The organism is Aeromonas sp. R4-3, assembly GCF_040908275.1.
In the GTDB taxonomy this organism is placed as follows: Bacteria; Pseudomonadota; Gammaproteobacteria; order Enterobacterales; family Aeromonadaceae; genus Aeromonas; species Aeromonas rivipollensis.
The window spans coordinates 113,536-136,492 of sequence record NZ_JBFODK010000001.1 but is presented as its reverse complement, the minus strand read 5'-3'; the positions used below and the strand labels follow the sequence as shown (position 1 = coordinate 136,492).

Annotated in this window: 25 protein-coding genes; 3 read left to right on the top strand and 22 right to left on the bottom strand. The window is 61.8% G+C overall.

The genetic code is table 11. The annotated features are described in order from the left end of the window. Positions 1–69 precede the first annotated feature (69 nt). The 18 genes from bamB to trmJ all read right to left on the bottom strand — a co-directional run bounded on the left by bamB (position 70) and on the right by trmJ (position 17,205). Entirely contained in the window at positions 70–1,254 is a 1,185-nt protein-coding gene (gene bamB / locus AB5Y91_RS00605) for an outer membrane protein assembly factor BamB (RefSeq protein WP_106886584.1), read from the bottom strand. Further along, on the bottom strand, positions 1,247–1,897 hold the full coding sequence (locus AB5Y91_RS00600; protein WP_368168837.1) for a YfgM family protein: 651 nt from the start codon (positions 1,895–1,897) through the stop codon (positions 1,247–1,249). Before AB5Y91_RS00600 ends, bamB begins: the two co-directional genes overlap by 8 nt. A 3-nt stretch (positions 1,898–1,900) precedes the next feature. Beyond that, positions 1,901–3,178 carry a histidine--tRNA ligase gene (hisS, locus tag AB5Y91_RS00595; protein WP_106886583.1) on the bottom strand — a complete coding sequence of 426 codons (1,278 nt, stop codon included), beginning with the start codon at positions 3,176–3,178 and terminating at the stop codon, positions 1,901–1,903. A 139-nt stretch (positions 3,179–3,317) separates the two neighbouring features. Next, complete coding sequence (ispG, locus tag AB5Y91_RS00590) at positions 3,318–4,433, bottom strand: flavodoxin-dependent (E)-4-hydroxy-3-methylbut-2-enyl-diphosphate synthase (RefSeq protein WP_025327232.1); 1,116 nt, start codon at positions 4,431–4,433, stop codon at positions 3,318–3,320. A 10-nt stretch (positions 4,434–4,443) separates the two neighbouring features. Then, complete coding sequence (locus tag AB5Y91_RS00585) at positions 4,444–5,373, bottom strand: RodZ domain-containing protein (protein WP_368168836.1); 930 nt, start codon at positions 5,371–5,373, stop codon at positions 4,444–4,446. Next, positions 5,363–6,154 (bottom strand): PilW family type IVa pilus biogenesis/stability lipoprotein TapF, encoded by a 792-nt coding sequence (gene tapF, locus AB5Y91_RS00580; RefSeq protein WP_106886581.1) that lies wholly within the window; start codon positions 6,152–6,154, stop codon positions 5,363–5,365. The genes AB5Y91_RS00585 and tapF overlap by 11 nt, the downstream gene beginning before the upstream one ends. 12 nt (positions 6,155–6,166) lie before the next feature. Continuing rightward, on the bottom strand, positions 6,167–7,270 hold the full coding sequence (locus AB5Y91_RS00575) for a bifunctional tRNA (adenosine(37)-C2)-methyltransferase TrmG/ribosomal RNA large subunit methyltransferase RlmN (protein WP_025327235.1): 1,104 nt from the start codon (positions 7,268–7,270) through the stop codon (positions 6,167–6,169). 168 nt (positions 7,271–7,438) lie between these two features. After that, positions 7,439–7,867 carry a nucleoside-diphosphate kinase gene (ndk, locus tag AB5Y91_RS00570; protein WP_005324280.1) on the bottom strand — a complete coding sequence of 143 codons (429 nt, stop codon included), beginning with the start codon at positions 7,865–7,867 and terminating at the stop codon, positions 7,439–7,441. Between the two features lie 270 nt (positions 7,868–8,137). Next, positions 8,138–9,430: an aminopeptidase PepB gene (gene pepB, locus AB5Y91_RS00565; protein WP_368168835.1), complete on the bottom strand. Its 1,293-nt coding sequence runs from the start codon at positions 9,428–9,430 to the stop codon at positions 8,138–8,140. Between the two features lie 103 nt (positions 9,431–9,533). Continuing rightward, positions 9,534–10,838, bottom strand: coding sequence for an aminopeptidase PepB (gene pepB / locus AB5Y91_RS00560; protein WP_368168834.1), 1,305 nt, complete (start codon positions 10,836–10,838; stop codon positions 9,534–9,536). Positions 10,839–10,996: 158 nt separating this feature from the next. Continuing rightward, entirely contained in the window at positions 10,997–11,335 is a 339-nt protein-coding gene (fdx, locus tag AB5Y91_RS00555) for an ISC system 2Fe-2S type ferredoxin (RefSeq protein ID WP_005324284.1), read from the bottom strand. A 1-nt stretch (position 11,336) separates the two neighbouring features. Beyond that, positions 11,337–13,199 carry a Fe-S protein assembly chaperone HscA gene (gene hscA, locus AB5Y91_RS00550; protein WP_368168833.1) on the bottom strand — a complete coding sequence of 621 codons (1,863 nt, stop codon included), beginning with the start codon at positions 13,197–13,199 and terminating at the stop codon, positions 11,337–11,339. A gap of 28 nt (positions 13,200–13,227) precedes the next feature. Next, positions 13,228–13,746, bottom strand: coding sequence for a co-chaperone HscB (hscB, locus tag AB5Y91_RS00545; RefSeq protein ID WP_163147502.1), 519 nt, complete (start codon positions 13,744–13,746; stop codon positions 13,228–13,230). Between the two features lie 86 nt (positions 13,747–13,832). Continuing rightward, positions 13,833–14,156 (bottom strand): iron-sulfur cluster assembly protein IscA, encoded by a 324-nt coding sequence (iscA, locus tag AB5Y91_RS00540; protein WP_005324290.1) that lies wholly within the window; start codon positions 14,154–14,156, stop codon positions 13,833–13,835. Positions 14,157–14,171: 15 nt separating this feature from the next. Continuing rightward, positions 14,172–14,555 (bottom strand): Fe-S cluster assembly scaffold IscU, encoded by a 384-nt coding sequence (iscU, locus tag AB5Y91_RS00535; protein WP_005299770.1) that lies wholly within the window; start codon positions 14,553–14,555, stop codon positions 14,172–14,174. Between the two features lie 54 nt (positions 14,556–14,609). Continuing rightward, complete coding sequence (locus tag AB5Y91_RS00530; protein ID WP_163147500.1) at positions 14,610–15,824, bottom strand: IscS subfamily cysteine desulfurase; 1,215 nt, start codon at positions 15,822–15,824, stop codon at positions 14,610–14,612. A gap of 52 nt (positions 15,825–15,876) precedes the next feature. Next, positions 15,877–16,380 (bottom strand): Fe-S cluster assembly transcriptional regulator IscR, encoded by a 504-nt coding sequence (gene iscR / locus AB5Y91_RS00525; protein WP_025327241.1) that lies wholly within the window; start codon positions 16,378–16,380, stop codon positions 15,877–15,879. 93 nt (positions 16,381–16,473) lie between these two features. After that, a complete protein-coding gene (gene trmJ / locus AB5Y91_RS00520) occupies positions 16,474–17,205 on the bottom strand; it encodes a tRNA (cytosine(32)/uridine(32)-2'-O)-methyltransferase TrmJ (RefSeq protein ID WP_368168832.1) in 732 nt (243 codons plus the stop codon). A 184-nt stretch (positions 17,206–17,389) separates the two neighbouring features. On the opposite strand from trmJ, the gene AB5Y91_RS00515 reads away from it, so the two are divergent. Continuing rightward, positions 17,390–17,806 (top strand): hypothetical protein, encoded by a 417-nt coding sequence (locus AB5Y91_RS00515; RefSeq protein ID WP_163147499.1) that lies wholly within the window; start codon positions 17,390–17,392, stop codon positions 17,804–17,806. On the opposite strand, the gene AB5Y91_RS00510 is transcribed toward AB5Y91_RS00515, so the two are convergent. Further along, on the bottom strand, positions 17,771–18,286 hold the full coding sequence (locus AB5Y91_RS00510; protein ID WP_368168831.1) for an SCP2 domain-containing protein: 516 nt from the start codon (positions 18,284–18,286) through the stop codon (positions 17,771–17,773). The two genes, AB5Y91_RS00515 and AB5Y91_RS00510, sit on opposite strands and share 36 nt — an antisense overlap. 190 nt (positions 18,287–18,476) lie before the next feature. Here AB5Y91_RS00510 and AB5Y91_RS00505 point away from each other — a divergent pair, with 190 nt between their 5' ends. Beyond that, positions 18,477–19,472, top strand: a complete 996-nt coding sequence (locus tag AB5Y91_RS00505) for a peptidase U32 family protein (protein ID WP_368168830.1) — start codon at positions 18,477–18,479, stop codon at positions 19,470–19,472. A 12-nt stretch (positions 19,473–19,484) separates the two neighbouring features. After that, positions 19,485–20,357: a U32 family peptidase gene (locus tag AB5Y91_RS00500; protein ID WP_368168829.1), complete on the top strand. Its 873-nt coding sequence runs from the start codon at positions 19,485–19,487 to the stop codon at positions 20,355–20,357. 151 nt (positions 20,358–20,508) lie between these two features. Here AB5Y91_RS00500 and nlpI read toward each other — a convergent pair whose 3' ends face one another. From nlpI to secF, 3 genes are all read right to left on the bottom strand, one after another. Continuing rightward, entirely contained in the window at positions 20,509–21,396 is an 888-nt protein-coding gene (gene nlpI / locus AB5Y91_RS00495; protein ID WP_282101192.1) for a lipoprotein NlpI, read from the bottom strand. Positions 21,397–21,531: 135 nt separating this feature from the next. Further along, positions 21,532–21,900 (bottom strand): rhodanese-like domain-containing protein, encoded by a 369-nt coding sequence (locus tag AB5Y91_RS00490; RefSeq protein WP_163137803.1) that lies wholly within the window; start codon positions 21,898–21,900, stop codon positions 21,532–21,534. 106 nt (positions 21,901–22,006) lie between these two features. After that, positions 22,007–22,954, bottom strand: a complete 948-nt coding sequence (gene secF / locus AB5Y91_RS00485) for a protein translocase subunit SecF (protein ID WP_106886570.1) — start codon at positions 22,952–22,954, stop codon at positions 22,007–22,009. Positions 22,955–22,957: the final 3 nt, after the last annotated feature.

Here is a 22,957-nt window from a genome sequence, read left to right as displayed (position 1 = left end):
CCTCATTCTCAAGACGACAAAGGCTCCGGGTCCGAAGACCAGGAGCCGGATATTCAGATTGACGGGCGATCAGGGACGCTTGATAGCGTACAACTTGCCGCCACGGCTCTGCACATACAGGGTGTCACCGTCCACCAGGGGCGCGGCATAGAGACCACTGCTGTCGAGCTGCTGCATGGCCTTGATGGACCCATCGGTCCGATCCAGCCAATACAGGTAACCTTCCACATCGCCGACCACCACGTAGTCACCCAGGACGACGGGAGCGGTCACGGTGCGGTTTTCCAGCTGGGTGTTGGACCACAGCTCAAGACCATTGCGACGGTCGACCGCAAACAGATGACTGCGGCTGTCGGTCAGCACTATGGCATTGCCGGTGACCGCCATGTCGCGGTAGCCGGAATACTTGCGCTTCCACACCTCGTCACCGGTCATCAGCTTGCGGGCCATCAGCTGGCCATTGTAAGCGATGGCATAGAGCTCATCACCGGCAATCAGCGGACGGGCGTCCACATCGACCATGCGATCCAGCTCGGTGGCACCGCGCGGGTCGGCCACCTTGGACTGGCGCACCGGCTGGCCGTTGCTCAGCAGGGCTATGCCCACCTTGCCATCGGCACGGCCATAGAGTACGGCGCCGTTGGTGATGACAGGGGTGCTGGCGCTGCGCAGGGTCAGGGGCGGCTGCTCTTCGGACAGGGTCCACTGCAGCTTGCCCTCATCGGTATCGAGCGCCATCAGACGGCCCGAGGTGGTCAGCACCACCACGCGACCATCCTCGACGGCGGGGCTCGCCACCACTTCACCGGGCACAGTGGTCTGCCACAGCACTTCCCCGTTCGCTTCGTTCAGGGCGTAGACCACCCCGTTCTCGGAGCCGAGGAACAGCTTGCCGTAGCGGGAGACCAGACCGCCGGAGAGGCGGGCGCTGCGCTTGTCGGCGTTGATGGGCAGGTCTGCCAGATCCACGCTCCACAGGGTCTCGCCACTGTTGCGATCGAAGGCGGTCACATCCCCGTCACGGGCGGCGGCATAGATGTGATCCTCTTCCACCACGGGTTGCAGCTGGGAGTAGAAATCACCTATGCCATCCCCGACGGAGGAGGACCACTGGGTATCGGCACTGAAGGCGGACTCCACCACGGGCAGAGGCGCCATCGGGGTCAGGTCTTCCTCTGAGCTGAACAGGGAGCAACCCTGCAGGGCCAGGGAGACTGCCACCCCCAGCGCCATTTTCTTGTACAGATTACGCATCCGGAGCCTCACCCGCAGTGACCGCTGGCAGTGCCAGATCGTCCATCTTCAGCTTGAGTTCGGCGCTGCTCTGCAGGCCGCCGGCATCGGCCGCCACCTGATAGGCATCGCGCGCCTCTTCGGGCTTGCCCTGCCCCAGCAGCACGTCACCACGCACTTCCGCTACCTGGGCCTTGAAGGCGTCGTTGTTGATCTTGCCAAGCTGGGCCAGGGCCTCGTCGGCCTTGCCCTGATCCTTGAGCACCCGGGCCAGGCGCAGAGCGGCGATGGGCTTGATGCTCTCGTCGCCGTTCGCGGCCACCTGGGTCAGCTGCTCGGCGGCCAGATCCAGCTTGCCCGCCTTGACCGCAGCCGCGGCCAGTTGCAGGGCAGCCAGCTCCGCATAGGCGTCGCCCTGATGGGCGCTGATGAAGCTCTTGGCCTGCTCAAGGGCGGCATCGCCACCCTTGGCGAGCTGGGCTGTCATGGCGTTATAAGCCTGGGAGGCGGCTTCCTGATTGGTCTGCTGCAGCTCGTTGTAGTAACGCCAGCCAAAGAGGCCGGCCAGACCGATCACAGTCCCGGCGAGTACCGAGGTGCCGTTCTCTTTCCACCAGCTCTTGATGACCTCAACCTGTTGTTCTTCAGTGGTATACACTTCCACAGCTTACTCTCCTTTAGCTGCCAGCAGGGCGATGGCGGCATCGACCGAGACGGTCTGTTGCTCGGCCTGGCCACGCAGATATTTGATGGTGATCTCCCCGCTTTGCACCTCGGTCTCGCCGAGGATCAGGGCAATGGCCGCGCCGCTCTTGTCGGCACGCTTGAGTTGTTTCTTGAAGTTGCCGCCACCGCAGTGGCTCATCAGGCGCAAGTCCGGCAGTGCATCGCGCAGGCGCTCGGCAAGCTGGAAGCCAGCCTGCTCGGTGCCCTCGCCCACCATGGCCAGATAGACATCCACCGCCGGGCGGATGTCGGCGTTGAGTTCCAGCGTTTCGAGCATCAGCACCAGACGCTCCATGCCCATGGCAAAGCCCACGGCCGGGGTCGCCTGACCGCCGAGTTGCTCCACCAGGCCGTCGTAACGGCCTCCGGCCAGGACTGTGCCCTGGGCGCCCAGGCTGCTCGTCACCCACTCGAACACGGTGAGGTTGTAGTAGTCGAGGCCGCGCACCAGACGCTCGTTCACCTCGTATTGGATGCCGGCAGACTCGAGCAGGCGCTTGAGCCCCTCGAAGTGGGCCAGGCTCTCTTCACCCAGGTGATCGAACAGACGGGGGGCACCCACCAGAATGGCCTGTACCTTCTCGTCCTTGGAGTCGAGCACTCGCAGCGGGTTGCTGTACATGCGGCGCTGGCTCTCTTCATCCAGCTCGCTCTTGTACTGCTCCAGGTAGGCCACCAGGGCATCGCGGTAAGCGGCGCGCTCGTCGCTCTGACCGAGCGTGTTGAGCTGCAGGGTGACGTGATCGCTGATGCCGAACAGACGCCACAGGCGGTGGGTCAGCATGATGAGCTCGGCGTCGATGTCAGGCCCGTTGATGCCAAACAGCTCGACCCCGAACTGGTGGAACTGACGATAACGGCCCTTCTGGGGACGCTCGTGACGGAACATGGGGCCCATGTACCACATCCGGCGTTCCTGGTTGTAGAGCAGGCCGTGCTCGATGCCGGCACGGACGCAGCTGGCGGTCCCTTCCGGACGCAGGCTCAGGCTGTCGCCGTTGCGGTCTTCAAAGGTGTACATCTCTTTTTCGACCACGTCGGTCACTTCACCGATGGCGCGCTTGAACAGATGTGTCTGTTCGACGATGGGCATGCGCACTTCGCTGTAGCCGTAGCTGGCGACGACCTGGCGCAGGATCTGTTCCACTTTCTGCCATACCGGGCTCTGCTCCGGCAGGCAATCATTCATACCGCGAATAGCTTGGATCTGTTTTGCCACGTTGATACTCGAGAAAAAGAGGTAAAATTTGGCCGCATTATAGGGATTTTCGGCCCCGAGGTAAAATCAGGGTGCCCGGATGCGGGATTTAAAATCAACAACCTAAAGCCGGGGCCACCCCAGGTGGCCCCTCAATGGTTCAACCTTTGTCCACCTGGATCTGGTTGGCCGGATCCAGCATGGCCGCCCGGGCGCGGATACGGCGCTCCAGGGTCGGGATGAGATCCTTGTTGTCGAGCCGGTCGACCCGCTGGCCCCCTTCGTAGAAGGCACTCTTGTTGGCGGCGCCCGCCAGCCCCAGATCCGAGACCAGGGCCTCGCCCGGGCCGTTCACCACGCAGCCGATGATGGAGACGTCCATCGGGGTGATGATGTCCTCGAGCCGCTCTTCCAGAGCGTTCACCGTTCCTATCACATCGAACTCCTGACGGGAGCAGGAGGGACAGGCGATAAAGTTGATGCCGCGGGAGCGAATGCGCAGGGACTTGAGAATATCGAAGCCCACCTTCACCTCTTCCACCGGATCTGCGGCCAGAGAGATACGGATGGTGTCGCCTATGCCATCGGCCAGCAGCATGCCGAGCCCGATGGCGGATTTCACCGCGCCGGCACGGAAGCCGCCCGCCTCGGTGATCCCCAGGTGCAGCGGCTGGTCGATCTGCTTGGCCAGCAGGCGATAGGCACCGACCGCCAGGAAGACGTCGGATGCCTTGACACTCACCTTGAAATTCTCAAAGTTGAGGCGATCCAGGTAATCCACGTGGCGCATGGCAGACTCGAGCAGGGCTTCCGGGGTCGGCTCGCCATACTTTTCCTGGATATCACGCTCCAGGGAGCCGCCGTTGACGCCGATGCGGATCGGAATGTTGTAATGACGGGCACAGTCGACCACGGCGCGCACCCGCTCTTCGTTGCCGATGTTGCCCGGGTTGATGCGCAGGCAGTCGGCACCGTATTCGGCCACTTTCAGGGCGATGCGGTAGTCGAAGTGGATGTCGGCGACGATGGGAATGCGGGTCTGCTGTTTGATGAGCTTGAAGGCTTCCGCCGCTTCCATGGTGGGTACCGAGACCCGGACTATGTCAGCACCGACCCGCTCGATCCGCTGGATCTGCTCGACGGTGGCGGCGACATCCGTGGTCTTGGTGTTGGTCATGGTTTGCACCGTGATGGGGGCATTGCCCCCAACCGGCACATTGCCGACCATGATCTGCCTGGATTGACGACGAATAATGGGGGATTCGTGAGCGGACATGGCGGACAGATTACTCCTGCGGCAGTGAGAAGCGAGCAGTCCGGCCGTTGTTGTAACGGCTCATGTCGAAGGACTTGCCCTGATATTCGAGATTGACCGCCATGGGCGCGCCAATGATGAATCTGAGTGGCTCGGGTCCTTCCAGCACAAGCTCGTCGTTCGCCTTCTTCAGACCGCTGAACAGGGTCTTGCCGTTGGCATCCTTGACATCCAGCCAGCAGTCGGCGGTGAAGCTCATCTTGAGCTGGGGCGCCTTGCCAGGTTTGGTGGCAGCCGTCTCTGCCGGTGACAGGGTCGCCTCAGCAGCCGAGGTCTCGGTAGACAGGGCGGCACTGGTCGCGGCAACGACGGCAGGCACAGTGGCGGCGGCGTCACTCACCACAATTTCCGTCGCCACGGCGTCGGAGGCCACGGGCAATACGGGGTCGGCGACATCCACAGCGGGCGTCACGCTGGCGACAGACATCGTCTGCTCCGTGCCCATTTCGCTCGCCGCCAGGGCTTCATCCCCGGCGGAACGACGTGCAGTGCTCTGCCACCACCATGCGATGGAGAGCGCGATCAGCACCAGGATCACCAGCCAGGTCACCACCTTGAGCCGACTATCGTTGGCTTGCTGGCGGGAGCGACGGGAGAAGCTCTGCATGTCGATGTTATCGGGCGGCGTCAGTCCCAGCTTGTCGTAGGCCGCGAGTATGGTCTCCTCGGGAATGCCGACCAGCTTGGCATAGGCGCGCAGATAGCCGCGAATGAAGGTGTGGGACGTATGCTTGTCGTAGGTATCCGCCTCGATGGCGGCGATCAGAGTCAGACGAAGGTGAATGCGGGACGCAACCTGCTCTCGTGTCCAGCCAAGCTGTTCACGGGCGTTGCGCAGCAGCTGGCCTGGGCCCACTGCCTGGGAGTCGTCTTGAAAATCGTGTGGCTGTTCAGTAGTCATTGGCTAAGTAACGCTTGGCTTGTTGCGAAGTGGGATATTGCCTTACCAGCTCAGTCCCGAATTGGTGAAGTAATGCCGGTTTGTCCATGGCCTGGGCCAGCCGCAGCCGGAGCCAGAGGCTCTCCTCGTTTTCGTCTGCCACTTCGGCAAAACGCACGAGGTAAGACTGCACATCAGGCAGCTTGCCATCTTTCATGGAAAGCTCGGCCATGTCCAGCAATAACCTTGGATTGCGGGGATTATACCCCAAGGCCAGACGATAGTACTCGTTGGCCTTGTCATTTCTGTTATTTTGCACCGAGCAGAGCGCCGCATTCTCGTAGGTATCGGCGATCTTGACGTAATCTGGCTGGCTGACCGCCTGCAGGAATGCCTTCTCCGCCTCCTCGAAACGCCCACGGTTGCACAGGAAGGCACCGTAGTTGTTCATCGCGTCAGCATTGGTCGGATCCATGGCCAGTGCCTTCTTGTAGTTCTCCTCGGCCGCCTTGAAATCGGATACCTGCTGGTAGAAATAGGCGAAGCCGATATAGACCTGAGGGTTGCTGGGATCGTACTGGAGGGCGCGGTCAAGGTTGAATTTGGCCTGTTCGGCATTGCCCTGACGCAGGTATTGAATACCCAGATCGAGACGGGTCTGGGCAGCCGCCTTGAAGTCGGGACCCACTTCACGCTGGGTCGAATTCTGGCCAGCGTAAGTGGTCTCGGTGACACAGCCAGGCAGCGCGCAGAGCGCTGCCACTACGATCAATGTACGGATATCCATTTCCTGTCTATACAATGGCTTAGCGAGTTAAACCATTTTGACGGAAATCCCATCCTGTTGCATCCGATTTTTCATGGTGCGCTTGGTGCGGTCGATCACCTCCCCCACCAGCTGGCCACAGGCGGCGTCTATGTCATCCCCGCGGGTCTTGCGGACGATGACGGTCAGGCCGTACTCCATCAGCACCTTGGAGAAACGGTCGATGCGGCTGTTGCTCGGCTTGCCAAACGGATTGCCCGGGAAGGGGTTGAAGGGGATCAGGTTGATCTTGCAAGGGGTCTCTTTGAGCACCTGCGCCAACTCGTGGGCATGCTGCATATCGTCATTGATATGATCGAGCAGCACATACTCCACCGTCACCCGGCCGCCATTGGCGTTGGATTTGGCCAGATAACGGCGCACACCCGCCAGGAAAGCCTCGATGTTGTACTTGTCGTTGATCGGCATGATCTCGGAGCGCAGCTTGTCGTTCGGCGCATGCAGGGAGATGGCCAGGGCCACGTCGATCTGGTCCCCCAGCATGTCCAGTGCCGGTACCACACCGGAGGTGGAGAGGGTGACGCGGCGCTTGGAGATGCCAAAACCAAAATCATCCATCATCAGGCTCATGGCCGGCACCACGTTGGCGAGGTTCAGCAACGGCTCGCCCATGCCCATCATCACCACGTTGGTGATGGGGCGCTTGCCACCGACTATCTTGGCGGCGCGCCAGACCTGGCCGATGATCTCGGAAACCTTCAGGTTGCGGTTGAAACCTTGCTGGGCGGTGGAGCAGAAGGTGCACGCCAGGGCGCAGCCGACCTGGGAGGAGACACAGAGGGTCGCACGATCCGCCTCCGGGATGTAGACGGTCTCGACTTCCTGATCCCCGACCTGCAGGGCCCACTTGATGGTGCCATCTGCGGAGCGTTGCTCGCGGCTCACCTCGGGGGCGCGGATCTCGGCAATGGCCTTGAGACGCTCACGCAACGCCTTGTTGACGTTGCTCATCTGATCGAAGTCATCACAACCGGAGTGGTAGATCCACTTCATTATCTGATCTGCCCGGAACGGCTTCTCGCCCAGCTCGACGAAGAAGGCACGCATGGCATCCCGATCGAGATCCAGCAGGTTGGTTTTTGTTTCGCTCATCAAGGGCCTCAGCTCACACACTTCATAAATTATCGGCTGACCTACGTCAGGGGGCGGCATTGTACAAATAATGGGTCTGCCTTTCCACCTGGAGAATAAGGGGATATTGACCGAATGACCAAAAAACAAAAGGGAGCCGAGGCTCCCTTGTTGATCTTCTGACGAAAATCAGCCGCGCGGGCAGATCTCTGCGTCGGAGAAGAAGTAGGCGATTTCACGGGCGGCAGAGGCCGGGGCATCGGAACCGTGCACGGCGTTGCGATCTATGCTCTCGGCGTAGCAGGAACGCAGGGTACCGGCCAGGGCCTCTTTCGGGTTGGTGGCGCCCATGATTTCGCGGTGACGGCGAATGGCGTCTTCCCCTTCCAGCACCTGTACCATGACGGGACCCGAGGTCATGAAAGCGACCAGGCCATCATAGAAAGGCTTGCCCTGGTGTTCGGCGTAGAAACCGGCGGCCTGCTCGCTGCTCAGGTGCAGCATCTTGGCGGCGACCACTTTCAGGCCGGCGCTTTCGAAGCGGCTGTAGATGGCACCGATCAGGTTCTTGCTGACCGCGTCCGGCTTGACGATAGAGAAGGTACGTTCGATAGCCATTGAGTTCTTTCCTTAACTACAGAGTTTTATTGTAGGAATCCATGTTCGGCGGCGATTATACGTAAACAAAAAACGAAATAACACACAAAAAAGCAACTTTTTATTAAACAAATAATTCCTTGAAACAACATGGTGACTCATCTTGTGCCATGGCACTGAGAAAAAATGTGCGCTTGTGCACGATAGTCACGCTAACCCGCTAAAACCTTATCTATTGCTCATATAACCAGCACCACTGAAAAGGGCACCCCGAGGTGCCCTTTCGCCTTGTCATGCCCCTCGGCGCGTCTCCGCCAGCAGGGTGTGCGCTATGGTGCGCATCCCCAGGGTGTTGGCCCCAGGGGCCCAGAGGTTGTCACCGTTCTCGCTGAAACAGGCGGCCAGATCCACGTGCAGCCAGCCCCGTCCTTCATTGCCGACGAAGCGGGAGAGGAAGCCCGCCGCGTTGGAGGCGCCGCCCGGGCCACCGCCCGGCACCGGACGGCTGTTGGCCGTATCGGCATAGTGGGACGGGCACTGCTGGCGGTGCCAGGGCTCGAGCGGCAGCGGCCAGGCCGGCTCCTGCTCCGCATCCGAGTAGGCCATGGCGCGGCTCACCAGCCCCTTGTCCAGACCAAACAGGGCGTTGTAGCGTCCCCCCAGCGCCATTACCGCGGCCCCCGTCAGGGTGGCGGCGTCAATGATGAGGGGCGCGCCGGATTCACCGGCGAGCTGCAGGCCGTCCGCCAGCACCAGGCGCCCCTCTGCGTCTGTGTTGACGATTTCGACCGTGGTGCCGTTCTTGTAGGTGAGGATGTCACCCAGCTTGTAGGCATGGCCGGAGACCAGGTTCTCGGCGCAGCAGAGGATGAGCTTCACCCGCTTGTCGAGGCCGCGCAGTATGGCCAGCGCCAGAGCGCCGGTGACAATGGCCGCCCCCCCCATGTCATGCTTCATGGTGAGCATGCCCTGGGAGGTTTTCATGGAGTAGCCGCCGGAGTCGAAGGTGATCCCCTTGCCCACCAGGGCCGCCGCCACGGGGGCATTGCGATCCCCGGTGGGGTTGTAGTCCAGCTCCAGCATCACGGGCTCGCGATCGCTGCCGCGGCCAACCTGATAGAGACCGACCCAACCCGCCTGTTGCAGCGCCTCCCCCTTGAGGATGCGATGACTGATCCTGTCCGGCGCCAGCTCGGTGATGAAGGCCGCCGCCTCCACCGCCAGCTCCAGCGGGCCCAGCTGCTCCGGGGTCGCATTGGTCATCTCGCGCACCCAGCGCCCGCACAGCCAGCGTGCCTCCAGCTCCTCCCTGTCCTCTTCGGACGAGGTCGCCCACTGCAGCTCCACCTCTGCCTTGGGGGTCTGCAACCCCTGGGCGAAGGCCCACTGTTGCTCGCGCTCCCAGTGACCGCACAGGGCCACCTTCTGGATCCCCTGACCACAGAGGCGGCGGGCCGCCTGCTGGATGTCCAGCAAGGGCGACGCCGTCACCAGGTGGATCACCATGCCGTCGGGGCGATGGGAAAGCAGTGCCCCCTCTCCCCACTCGGGGGCGGCAAACTCACGGCTCAGCCAGATGTTCATTGAGTCACCTCCTGCAACCCACCAGCTACCGATAATGCACAGGCCGTGACCCCTTGCGCAGGGTGTCCCAAACCATCCCCAAGTTCTTGATTCAGCCAGACACTCATTCAGCCACCTCCTGCAGCCAGCGAGCGATAGTGCGCAGACCGTGGCCCTTGGCGCCGGTCGCCCACAGCTCGTTGCCGGATTTTTGATAGGAGGCGGCGAGATCCAGGTGCACCCAGCCCTTGCCCTCGTCACGCACGAAGCGCGACAAAAACGCGGCCGCCGTGGTGGCACCGGCTGTGCCCTCGGCGGAGGCGACGTTGCCCAGCTCGGCGAAGGCCGAGGTGAGCTGACCCACATGCCAGGGTTCCAGCGGCAGGGGCCACGCCTTCTCGTTCTCGGCTTTGGCGGCGGCCAGGGCGCGCGCTTGCTCGGCCTCATCCAGCGCAAACACCGCGTTGTAGTCGCGGCCCAGCGCCGTCTTGGCGGCGCCGGTCAGGGTGGCGGCATCGAGAATGTGGGCCGCGCCGCTGTCGGAAGCCGCCAGCAGGCCATCGGCCAGCACCAGGCGACCTTCGGCGTCAGTGTTCTGGATCTCCACCGAGACACCGTTCTTGTAGGTGAGGATGTCACCGAGCTTGAAGGCGTGGCCGGAGACCAGGTTCTCGGCGCAGCAGAGAATGAGCTTCACCCGCTTGTCGAGGCCGCGGCTGATGGCGAGCGCCAGGGCACCGGTCACCATGGCGGCACCGCCCATGTCGGACTTCATCGGCAGCATGTTGTCAGAGGACTTCATGGAGTAGCCGCCGGAGTCGAAGGTGATGCCCTTGCCCACCAGTGCCGCCACCACGGGGGCGTTGCGATCCCCGGTCGGGTTGTAGTCCAGCTCCAGCAGCACGGGCTCGCGCTCGCTGCCGCGGCCCACCGACCAGATCCCGATATGACCGGCCTCCCGCAGGGCTTCTCCTGCGGTGATGCGGGCGGTAACCTGATCGCCACCCAGGCCGCGGATCAGCAGCAGGGCGGACTCCGCCAGGCTCATGGGGTAGATCTCTTCCGGGCAACCGTTAGTCACCTCGCGCACCCAGCGGGTCGCCTTGATCAGCGCCTCCAGCTCGCGGGCCTGCGCCGCGCTCTGCTCGCCGAAGTCCAGTTCACGCTGCCCCTTGGCGGCATAGAACCCCTGGGCGAAGGCGTAACGACGCTCCAGATCCCAGCCCTCACCGGCCAGGCTCACCCGCTTGATGCCACTCGATTCGAGGCGGCGGGCTGCCCGCTGAATGGTGCGCAAGGCATCCTGCTGCTGGGCGGTGGCGCCCAGGTGGATCAGGGTCTCCTCACCGCTGAAACTGAGCAGGGCGCCTTCACCCCAGACGGCGGCAGCGGCCTGGGCGGATAACAGTACCTTCATCATGTCAGCCATCTTCTCTTGCTTCCTTTTTTCTTGGCACGATTCATTAACAACGCGGGGTAACGGAGACAAAAAAGGCCGTTCCCCCGAGGGGTACGGCCTTCACCATATCATCACTGCACCATGGGATGCTGCACGCGCAATTCACTCATGTGTAATTAGCGGGTCAATCAATGACGCTCGGAGGCGAGGTTGATGGTGTACTTGGGCAGCTCCACCACCAGATCCTCGTCCGCCAGACGGGCCTGGCAACTCAGACGGGATTCCGGCTCCAGTCCCCATGCCTTGTCCAGCATGTCATCTTCCAGCTCATCGCTCGGCTCGAGGGAGTCAAACCCCTCCCGCACCACGCAGTGGCAGGTGGTACAGGCACAGGACTTCTCGCAGGCATGCTCGATCTCGATGCCGTTGCGCAGGGCGATGTCCAGTATGGTCTCACCGGTCGCACCCTCGAGGGCAGCGCCGTCCGGACAGAGTTCGGGGTGAGGCAGAATGATCAGTTTTGGCATATTACACCTTGTTGACGTTTTGGCCGGTCAGCACCTTGCGAATGGAGGCATCCATGCGACGGGCCGCAAACTCGCCACTGACGGCATCCGCCGCCTCGATGGCATCTTTGATTTGATTGGTTGTGCCTGTGGCACGCATGGCCAGCAGATGAGTGATCGCGGCATCGATCTCGGCACGTTCGGCGGCGCTCAGCAGCGCCTCGCCATCGGCGGCCAGCGCCGCATTGAGGCTCTCCACCACCCGATCGGCTTCGACCTGTTGCTCCGCCAGCATGCGGGCATCCATGTCCTGCTGGGCATTGGCGATGGAGGCGCTCAGCATGCTGAGGATGTCCTCTTCCGCCAAGCCATAGGAGGGCTTGACCTGGATCTCCGCCTGCACGCCGGAGGACTTCTCCATGGCGCTGACCGACAGCAGCCCGTCCGCATCCACCTGGAAGGTGACGCGAATGTGGGCGGCGCCGGCCGCCATGGGCGGAATGCCGGTCAGGGTGAAGCGGGCCAGGGAGCGGCAATCCGCCACCAGCTCGCGCTCTCCCTGCACTACGTGGATGGCCATGGCAGTCTGGCCATCCTTGAAGGTGGTGAACTCCTGGGCGCGGGCCACCGGTATGGTGGTGTTGCGCGGTATCACCTTCTCGGCGAGCCCCCCCATGGTTTCAAGACCCAGAGAGAGCGGGATGACGTCCAGCAGCAGCATCTCGGCATCGGGCTTGTTGCCCACCAGGATGTCGGCCTGGATGGCGGCGCCGATGGCGACCACCTTGTCCGGATCTATGCTGGTCAGCGGCGTACGCTGGAAGAACTCCCCCACCTGCTCGCGCACCAGCGGCACCCGGGTGGAGCCCCCCACCATCACCACTTCCAGCACTTCCACCTGCTCGAGCCCCGCATCGCGCAAGGCGCGGCGGCAGGCCAGCAGGGTGCGCTTGACCAGCGGCATGATGAGCTCGTCGAACTGGCTGCGGCTCACCTCCCCCTGCCAGCCGGCAAAGGTGCAGGAAACGCGGTCGGCATCGGTCAGGCCGTGCTTGACCGCCGCCGCCACGTCCAGCAGCTCGCGCTGGGTACGGGCATCGAGCTGGCCGCTCAGGCCGGCTTGCGCCTTGATCCAGTCCGCAAGCAGGTGATCGAAGTCATCGCCCCCCAGCGCCGAGTCGCCGCCGGTGGCCATCACCTCGAATACCCCGCGATGCAGGCGCAGGATGGAGATGTCAAAGGTGCCACCACCGAGGTCATAGACGGCGATCACCCCTTCCTGACCGGAGTCGAGGCCGTAGGCGATGGCGGCGGCAGTGGGTTCATTGAGCAGCCGCAGCACGTGCAGGCCGGCCAGACGAGCCGCATCCTTGGTGCCCTGGCGCTGGGCGTCGTCGAAATAGGCGGGCACAGTGATGACCACGCCATCGAGGTCGCCGCCGAGGGAGGCTGCGCCGCGCTCGGCCAATTTTTTCAGGATCTCGGCCGAAACCTGCACCGGATTGACCAGCCCCTGGCGGGTCTGGATCTGGGGCATGCCGTTGTCGGCGGCCACGAACTCGTAAGGCTGCTGACGGGTATCCATGTCGGCCAGCGCCTTGCCCATCATCCGTTTGACCGAGACTATGGTGTTGTGGGGATCGAGGGAGGCTTCGCGCTTGGCATCAAAGCCCACCCGGATGGCGTCGGCCTGGCTCCCGGCAGCTTGATAGTGCACCACAGAGGGCAGCAGATCGCGCCCTTGCTCGTCACACAGGGTATCGGCCTGGCCGCTGCGGACGGCGGCGACCAGGGAGTTGGTGGTGCCGAGATCGATGCCAACGGCACGTTTGTGCTGATGAGGCGCGGCGCTCTGGCCGGGCTCGGCGATTTGCAGTAATGCCATGGGTAATCACAATTCCAGCGTTAGAGGGTCAAGACTCGAACAGCGAGTCTTCGAATCGTTCCAGCTCCTCGAGGAGCTTGTCGACAAACTTGAGTTTGCGCACGCAATCGGCCGCCGTCAGATCTTCACCCGCGGTGAGGGCGTCGGTCAGCCGTTGCATCAGAGACTGGTGATCATGCCTGATCTCGCGACGAAAATCTTCGATGGCACGCTCAGGACTCGCATTCCCTTTCAGGTCAGCCAGACGCTCGCGCCACTCCAGCTGTTGCATCAGGAAGGCGGTGTCTTGCAGAGTCTGTTGCTCGCCTCGAATGTCGGTGCCGCGCAGGGAGAGCAGGTATTCGGCTCGGCGCAGGGGGGACTTGAGGGTAGTGAAGGCATCGTTGATCTGGGCGGCACGCTGCACCGCGGCCAACTGCTCCCGCTCGGGGGCGGTGGCAAAACGATCGGGGTGGAACCGGGTTTGCAACTGGCGGTAGGTGTCTGCCAGCTGGCGGGTATCGAGCTCGAAGCCCTCTGCCAGCCCGAACAGCTCGAAATGATTCATTCTGTGTCCTCAGACTCGAAGGCTAGTGCCTTGCTCAACATCCATCTTGAACGGCAAAGCCGGCAGCAGGCTGCCGGCTTCATCGATTAGACGCTGAAGCTCTCGCCACAACCGCACTCGCCCTTGGCGTTCGGGTTGTTGAACTGGAAGCCCTCGTTGAGGCCCTCCTTGACGAAGTCCAGCTCGGTGCCATCCAGATGGATCAGGCTCTTGGCATCGACGATGATCTTGACACCGTTCTGCTCGAACACCTGATCCTCAGCGGCCAGCTCATCCACAAACTCGAGCACATAGGCAAGGCCAGAACAGCCGGTGGTCTTAACGCCGAGGCGCAGGCCTATGCCCTTGCCCCGGTTGGTTATAAAAGAGGAAACCCGTGCCGCTGCGGCATCTGTCATGGTAATGGCCATACTGCTCTCCGAACCTTAGAGACCTTTCTTCTGCTTGTAATCGGCGATGGCGGCCTTGATGGCATCCTCCGCCAGAATGGAGCAGTGGATCTTCACCGGTGGCAGGGCCAGCTCTTCGGCGATGTCGGTATTCTTGATACCGGCGGCTTCGTCCAGGGTCTTGCCCTTGACCCACTCGGTCACCAGGGAGCTGGAGGCGATGGCGGAACCACAGCCGTAGGTCTTGAACTTGGCATCTTCGATGATGCCGTCGTCGCTGATCTTCAGTTGCAGCTTCATCACGTCGCCACAGGCCGGGGCGCCGACCATGCCGGTCGCGATGCTGGGATCGTTCTTGTCAAAACCACCGACGTTGCGGGGATTCTCGTAGTGGTCGATTACTTTTTCACTGTAAGCCATATCTAACTCCTGCTAATTCCGTTGTTCACCAAACACTTGCCACGCTGGCAAGGATCAGTGATGTGCCCATTCGACCGTGTTCAGATCGACGCCGTCCTTGAACATCTCCCACAGGGGAGACATCTCGCGCAGACGACCGATGGAGTCGCAGATGAGCTTGATTGCGTAGTCGATCTCTTCCTCTGTGGTGAAGCGACCGATGCTGAAACGGATGGAGCTGTGCGCCAGCTCGTCGTTCAGGCCCAGGGCGCGCAACACGTAGGAAGGCTCCAGGCTGGCCGAGGTACAGGCCGAACCGGAAGAGACAGCCAGATCCTTCAGCGCCATGATGAGGGATTCCCCTTCCACATAGGCGAAGCTGACGTTCAGGTTACCCGGGACACGATGGTCCAGATCGCCGTTGATATAGACTTCTTCGATGTTCTTGATGCCGTTCCACAGACGCTGACGCAGGGCCATGATGTGCTGGCTCTCGCTCGCCATCTCTTCCTTGGCGATGCGGAAGGCCTCGCCCATGCCGACGATCTGGTGGGTCGCCAGGGTGCCGGAGCGCATGCCGCGCTCATGACCACCACCGTGCATCTGGGCTTCCAGACGGACCCGCGGCTTGCGGCGCACGTACAGGGCACCTATGCCCTTAGGGCCGTATACCTTGTGGGCGGACATGGAGAGCAGATCCACTTTCAGCGCTTCCACGTCGACCGGGATCTTGCCCACGCTCTGGACTGCGTCCACGTGCAGCAGGATCTTGCGGGAGCGGCACAGCTCGCCGATGGCGGCGATATCTTGCACCACACCGATCTCGTTGTTGACGTGCATGATGCTGACCAGAATGGTGTCATCGCGCAGGGCGCCTTCGATCTGCTCCAGAGTAAACAGGCCGCTGGGCATCGGCTCGAGGTAGGTCACCTCGTAGCCTTCACGCTCCAGCTGACGGCAGGTGTCGAGCACCGCCTTGTGTTCGGTCTTGGAGGTGATGATGTGCTTGCCCTTGCCAGCATAGAAGTGGGCTATGCCCTTGATGGCCAGGTTGTTGGATTCGGTCGCGCCGGAGGTGAAGACGATCTCGCGAGGATCTGCACCAATCAGCTCTGCCACTTGATTACGGGCCAGGTCCACCGCCTCTTCGGCCTGCCAGCCGAAACGGTGAGAGCGGGAGGCAGGATTGCCAAACAGGCCGTCCATGGTGAGGCACTGCATCATTTTTTCTGCGACACGCGGGTCCACCGGACAGGTTGCCGAATAATCAAGGTAAATAGGCAGTTTCATGTTTTTCTCCGTTACGACGGAGTCACACAGCGACTCGTCGTGGAAAGCACGTTTATAGTTGGACTTTCAAGCTCACATCACCGCGTTCTGCCCGGTCAACCAGGGACAACACGGTCTTCATTTGTTCATCTTGCTTGCCGGCGATGCGGCGCACATCGGCCTGGCCGACCAGCTCCGCCAGGGTGATGTCACCCAGGAAACTGGAAATGCGCTCGCTCAAGTCACGCCACAGGGAGTGGGTCAGACACTGGGTACCGCCATGGCAGCCACCCTTGCCGAGACACTTGGTCGCATCGACCGACTCATCGACCGCGGTGATCACCTGACCTACCGAGATCTCGCCAGGGGCCAGGCCGAGGCGATAACCGCCGCCCGGGCCGCGCACGCTGCTCACCAGTCCATGCTTGCGCAGACGGGCAAACAGTTGTTCCAGATAGGACAAGGAGATGCCCTGGCGCTCTGAAATATCAGCCAGGGGAACGGGCCCCTGCTCTGCATGCAACGCCACGTCTAGCATGGCTGTCACAGCGTAACGTCCTTTTGAGGTCAGTCTCATATGCCTTACCGTCTTGCGAACAAATCAATATGGGCACATGGTCACATACCCGACTAAAACAGTCAAGTATATGGTTGAGTAAATCAGTCGGGATTAATCCTGCGGCCGGGCTTTCTGCACCGAGGTGAGAATGCCCCGCAATATATTCAATTCAACCACTTCCGGCCGGGCGCGATTGAACAGACGACGCAGCTTGCTCATCACATGACCGGGGTGATCATCGGCGATGAAACCTGTCTTCTGCAGAGTCTGCTCCAGGTGTTGATAGAAGCCTTCCAACTGCTGCGCGCTGGGGTAATCGACCCGCTCCACCTCTGCCGCAGTGTCAGTCTCCTGAGTCGCCAGCCAGTGCATGCGCACCTCGTAGCAGAGGGTCTGCACCGCCATGGCCAGATTGAGGGAGCTGTATTCGGGATTGGCCGGGATGGCCACGTGATAGTGGCACTTTTGCAGCTCATCGTTGGTGAGGCCGGTGCGTTCACGGCCAAACACCAGGGCGACCGGGTGCTTCACCCCTTCCGTCACCAGTTTCCCGCCCGCTTCGCGGGGATCCAGCATGGGCCAGCTCAGGGTGCGGGATCGGGCACTGGTGCCGATGACCAGGCCGCAATCGGCGATGGCGTCATCCAGCGTCGGGACTATGCGGGCATTGGCCAGCACATCGCTGGCCCCTGCCGCCAGGGCGATGGCATCGTCATCTGGCAAGGCTTGCGGATCAACCAACACCAGCTGCGTCAGCCCCATGGTCTTCATGGCTCTCGCCGCAGACCCCATGTTACCGGTGTGAGAGGTGTTTACCAACACGATACGAATCTGATCCAACATGCCCAGTCAATCTTCAGTCAAAAATGGCGCGCAATTGTAACATAACCAATCGCTATTTTGGCACCGCTTCTGACCCTGCATTTCAGAACAAAAGTGGTGGCTCGTATAACCAACCGGCCTGAAGGCGGGAAAAGGGAGGGCTAACCTTAGAGGGTCAAGCTGCATTATCCGGAGTCACCCTCTCATGCTTCCCCCCTGGATCTACGAACAACTGCCGCTGCTTTACCTGCTGCTCTCCGCCGCGCTGTGGTCCTTTGCCCACTCCCCGCTGCTCTGGCTAGCGGCGACCCTGCTGTTTGCCGTGGGCGCCCTCATCTGGATGATGCGCTCCAACTACAGGCGCACCGATCTGGTCATCTATCCCGCCAAGCGCTGGCTGCAACCGGAGTGGTACTACGAGGCCCTGCCTTTCCTGTGGCTGGCGCTCGGGCTGGTGCTGCTGCGCCTGCCTGACACCACGGCCCTGCTCGCCCTGCTCCCCTGCCTCTGGGGTGGCCGCTGCCTGTGGGCCCGGCGGCGTCACCGCCACCATACCCGGGGGCTGGCCCTGCAGCTGAGACGCGGCTCAGGCCATAGACGCGGGCAGCGGATCCTGCGCTGATCTCACCCGCTCTATCAGGGTGGCCAGATCCATCAGGGGATATCTCATCAGCCCGGGCAGCCCATCGAGATCCAGGCTGTCCATCAGGTTCTTCACCTCAAGGCCCAGCTCGGTATCCCCTTCTATCTTCAGCCTGCGCTGGAAGAAGAGGGAGTCCGGATCCTCCTTGCGACCGGCAATCAGGATGAGGTCCTGGCTGCTGCCGCTGAAGCAGACATCGACTCGCTCGCATTCACGGGCCACCACCAGTTTTCCCTCTCGCTCGCTGACAAACCAGCAGAGCTCGAGATCCGACACCTCGACCTTGAGCCACTTGCCCGCCAGGAAGGCGAAGTCCCCATCCTGGATGGCCTCCTTGAACGCCTGCGCCAGCAAGGCCTCCATCAGGTTTTGCTGCAGGGTGAAGGGCACCAGCTTGAGGGGATGGCGCAAGAGACGAGGGGCCTGTTCGACCAGGCGGCGTTGCAGTTGATGAAACACGATAAACTCCCAGTTTTTTGCCCATTCAAACACAGTGCAATTATCAGGATCCTGTTGAAAATCAAACTTGTGCCGACTTACCTCAAGAAGGGTAAAGCCACCTAAAGCTGCCTCAGGTCAAAAAGCGGGGGCCCAAGCCTGCATACAATCGGGCCACTTTTTGCATTTTTGCCCTCTCGGAGCGTACCCGATGGAATTACTCTGCCCGGCAGGCAGCCTGCCGGCACTGAAGACAGCCGTGGATAACGGGGCCGATGCCGTCTATATCGGCTTCAAGGACGACACCAATGCCCGCCACTTCGCCGGGCTCAACTTCACCGACAGCAAGCTGGAAAGGGCGGTGGACTATGTGCACCAGCACGGTCGCAAGCTGCACATCGCCATCAACACCTTCGCCCACCCGGGCTCGGATGCCAGATGGAAGCAGGCGGTGGACAGAGGGGTGGCACTCGGTGCCGATGCCCTGATCATCGCCGATCTCGCCGTGCTGGATTACGCCAGCCGCCATCATCCCGACATGGAGCTCCATGTCTCTGTCCAGGCCAGCGCCACCAACGCCGCCGCCATTCGCTTCTACCAGCAGCACTTCAACGTCGGCCGGGTGGTCTTGCCACGGGTGCTCTCCATGCATCAGGTCAGGCAACTGGCCCGCGAGACCGACGTCGGCCTCGAGGTGTTCGCCTTCGGCAGCCTCTGCATCATGGCGGAGGGGCGCTGCTACCTCTCCTCCTACATGACCGGCGAGAGCCCCAATACTGTAGGCGCCTGCTCCCCCGCCAAGTTCGTGCGCTGGGAAGAGACCCCCCGCGGTCTCGAATCACGTCTCAATGAGGTGCTGATCGATCGCTACGGCCCCGGGGAAAACGCCGGTTACCCGACCCTGTGCAAGGGGCGTTTCGAGGTGGATGGCCAGACCTATCACGCCCTGGAAGAGCCCACCAGTCTCAACACGCTAGGCTTGTTGCCCGAGCTGTTCCAGACCGGGATCCAGTCGGTCAAAATAGAGGGCCGCCAGCGCAGCCCTGCCTATGTCGAGCAGGTGACCCGGGTCTGGCGCACCGCCATCGACGCCTATCAGGCCAACCCCGACGCCTACAGCGTCAAGAGCGAGTGGGATGCCCAGCTTGCCCGCGTCTCCGAGGGAAGCCAGACCACCCTCGGCGCCTATCATCGCCAGTGGCAATAAAAGGAGCACATCATGCAATTTTCTCTCGGGCCCCTGCTCTTCTACTGGCCCAAGGCCGATACCCAGGCCTTCTATGAGGCGGCGGCGCAGAGCCAGGCCGACATCATCTATCTGGGCGAGACGGTGTGCAGCAAGCGCCGTGAACTGAAAGGGGATGACTGGATTGCCCTGGCCCGCCAAGTGGCAAGCTCGGGCAAGCAGGCCGTGCTCTCCACCCTGGCGCTGATCTCGGCGCCGTCGGAACTCAAGGAGGTCAAGCGGCTGGTCGACAACGGCGATCTCATGGTCGAAGCCAACGATCTCGGCACAGTCCAGCTCGCCCGGGAGGCGGGGCTGCCCTTCGTGTGCGGCCCGGCTATCAATGCCTACAACGCCGAGGTGCTGCGTATGCTGCTTAAAAATGGGATGCGGCGCTGGGTGATGCCGGTGGAGCTCTCCCGCGACTGGCTGGTGCAGCTCAATGAGGATCTGGGCAGCGCCCGCCAGCAGTTCGAGGTGGAGGTGTTCGCCTACGGCCACCTGCCGCTCGCCTATTCGGCGCGCTGCTTCACCGCCCGCTCCCTCGACAAACCCAAGGACAACTGCGATCTCGCCTGCATCCACTACCCCACTGGGCGACTGGCCAGCAGCCGCGAGGGGCAGAAGGTATTCAATCTCAACGGCATCCAGACCCAGTCCGGCTACTGCTACAACCTCGGCAACGAGCTCGAAGGCATGGCGGGACTGGTGGACGTGGTGCGCCTCTCCCCCGAAGGGATGGAGACACTCGACATGCTGGCCCGTTTCAAGGCCAACCAGCAGGGTCAGGCACCGCTGCCCCTGCAGCAGGAGCGGGACTGCAACGGTTACTGGCGGCAGATCCCCGGCATGAGCCTGGTGGAGTGATCAGGCGGGGACGGCCGCCACGGCTACCGGCACCAGAGGTCCCCGCATGAGCCTGGTGGAATGACAGTGGAATGACACCCCGCATCCCCCAGCAACAGACAGCAAAAAGGCCTCATCAAGAGGCCTTTTTCACTGAGGGCTGATGCCCTTCTCACGCTTTGCTATTTTTGCCCTGGGCACCCGGCGGCAAGGGCTTGCGCGCCATCAGCTCCAGCTCGAGCAGGGCATAGCGATGCTCGATGAAGTCATAGACGTTGTTGGCCAGCGCCAGCTTGAAGTAGCTGATGGCTTCCTTGCGGTTGCCCTTGGCCAGCTCGAACTTGCCGAGGTAGAAGTAGGTCTCGCACAGGCGCTCGGCGAGCTCCCGGTTGTCCTTCACTCCTTTCACCACGTTGCCCATCAGCTGGGTGGCGTTGATCTCGCCGGTATAGAGGCGGACCAGATCCCAGTTCCAGGCGTCGTCGTCATACTTGTTCAGCCGCTCGCGCATCCGGCTCATGGCCGCCGGCCCGTTGAGCTTCTGCTCGGCCAGATAGAGCCAGATCACCCGGTAGGGATCTTCCGGCTGCGCCTCGTAGAAACGCTTCATGTCGGCGGTGGCAAGCTCGGGCCTGTTGCCGTAATAGAGCGCTATGCCACGGTTGAGGTAGGCGTAATCGTAATCCGGGGCGAGCTCGAGTGCCGAATCGAATGCCTCATAGGCCTCGTCATAGTTCTGTTGCTGAACCAGATAGACACCGATGAAGTTGTAAGCCTCGGCAAAGTCGGGCTTCTCCCGCAGGGCGCGGTTGAAGTCGAGCCGAGCGAGGGAACGAAGGCCAACACGGTCAAACACCACGGCACGCTCATAGAACAGCTCGGCGCGCTGTTCGGTCGTCAATTCCATTTCACTGAGCATCTGCCCGAGTCGCGCCAAGGCCAACTCGCTCTGGTAGGAGACCTGCAAGGGGGTCGCCAATACCAATGAAGCGGGTTGCGGCTTGGGAACTTGAGGCGCTGTAACCTGACTGCTACTGCTGCATCCCCACATGGGGAGCAACAACAGGATACCGGTGAGGTATCCAATCCCTATCCTGACGTTCAATGAACACTCCGACGCTTACGCTTGACCCCGCATATGGTAAAGGTCAACCGGCCTTTTGTCATGTGGCGCAACCCCTATCCCTCAAATAAATCAGGATTCGACAGGGTATCCGGCGTCACGCCAACCACGAAAGCCTCCATCGACGCTGACCACCCGGGAATACCCCATCTTTTGCAGGTTGTCCGCCGCCAGGATGGAGCGAAATCCCCCACCACAATAGAGGTAGAGCTCGGTGTCGGGATCGGGAAAACGGGTCTCGATGTCCCGCTCCATCACGCCGCGGCCAAGGTGTTCGGCCCCCGGCAGGTGCCCTTTCGCCCACTCGTTATCTTCCCTTACATCGATCAGGTGAAAAACACGGCCTTCTTCCTGCCAGCGCCTGATCTGGTGCACGTCGGTTTCCCGTATCTGCGGGCGAATGGCCTCTACCAGGGCCAGAAAACGGGGGTTATGTTGCATGGCTTGCTCCTTGCATTCTTGCAATGGGTCATGAGGATGGGTGCTGGGGAGCATAATGACTCAGCCGCGCCCCAAGAGAAAGGGCGCCTTGTGGCGCCCTTGTCTGTTACGGCAGGATCTCTTGCTGATCCGCCCCTTCTTTTTCCACCTGGGTCGGCAGCATGTGCTCCCGTTTGACCCCGAAGAACATGGCTGAGGCACTCGCCACATAGATGGAGGAGTAGGTCCCGAAGGCCACCCCTATCACCATGGCGATGGCAAAACCGTGGATCAGCGGGCCGCCCTTGAGCAGCAGCGCCACCACCACCACGAAGGTCAACCCCGAGGTGATGATGGTCCGGCTCAGGGTCTCGGTCATGGAGAGATCCATGATGAAGGCGGTATCCCCCTTGCGCACCTTGCGGAAGTTCTCCCGCAGGCGGTCGAACACCACTATGGTGTCGTTCAGGGAGTAGCCCACCAGGGTCATCAGCGCCGCCAGCACGGTCAGGTCGAACTCGTACTGGAAGTAGGCGAAGATGCCGAGGGTGATGATCACGTCGTGCGCCAGGGAGAGGATGCCCCCCATCGCCAGACGCCACTCGAAGCGCACCGCCACGTAGGCCAGGATACAGAGGATGGAGGCCAGCATGGCCAGGGCACCGTCTGTCGCCAGCTCGTCACCCACCGAAGGACCGACGAACTCGACCCGCTTGAGCACGGCGCCCTCGTCGATCAGCTTGGCGGCTGCCAGCACCTCGTTGCCCTGCTGCTCGACCTTGACCCCCTCCTGGGGGGCCATGCGCACCAGCACGTCGCGGCTGGAGCCGAAGAATTGCAGGGTCGCCCCTTCAATCTTCTGCTGATCCAGCGCTTCGTGCATCTTGTCCAGGCTCACCGATTGCTGGAACCCCACCTCTATGGTGGTGCCCCCGGTAAAGTCCAGCCCCCAGTTCAGGCCACGATCGAACAGGCAGAACAGGGCAAGCATCGTCAGCAAGGCAGAGAACACCATTCCCGACTTGGCGAAACGCATGAAGGGGATGGGCTTTTCAAAATGTAGAATCTGAAACATGTC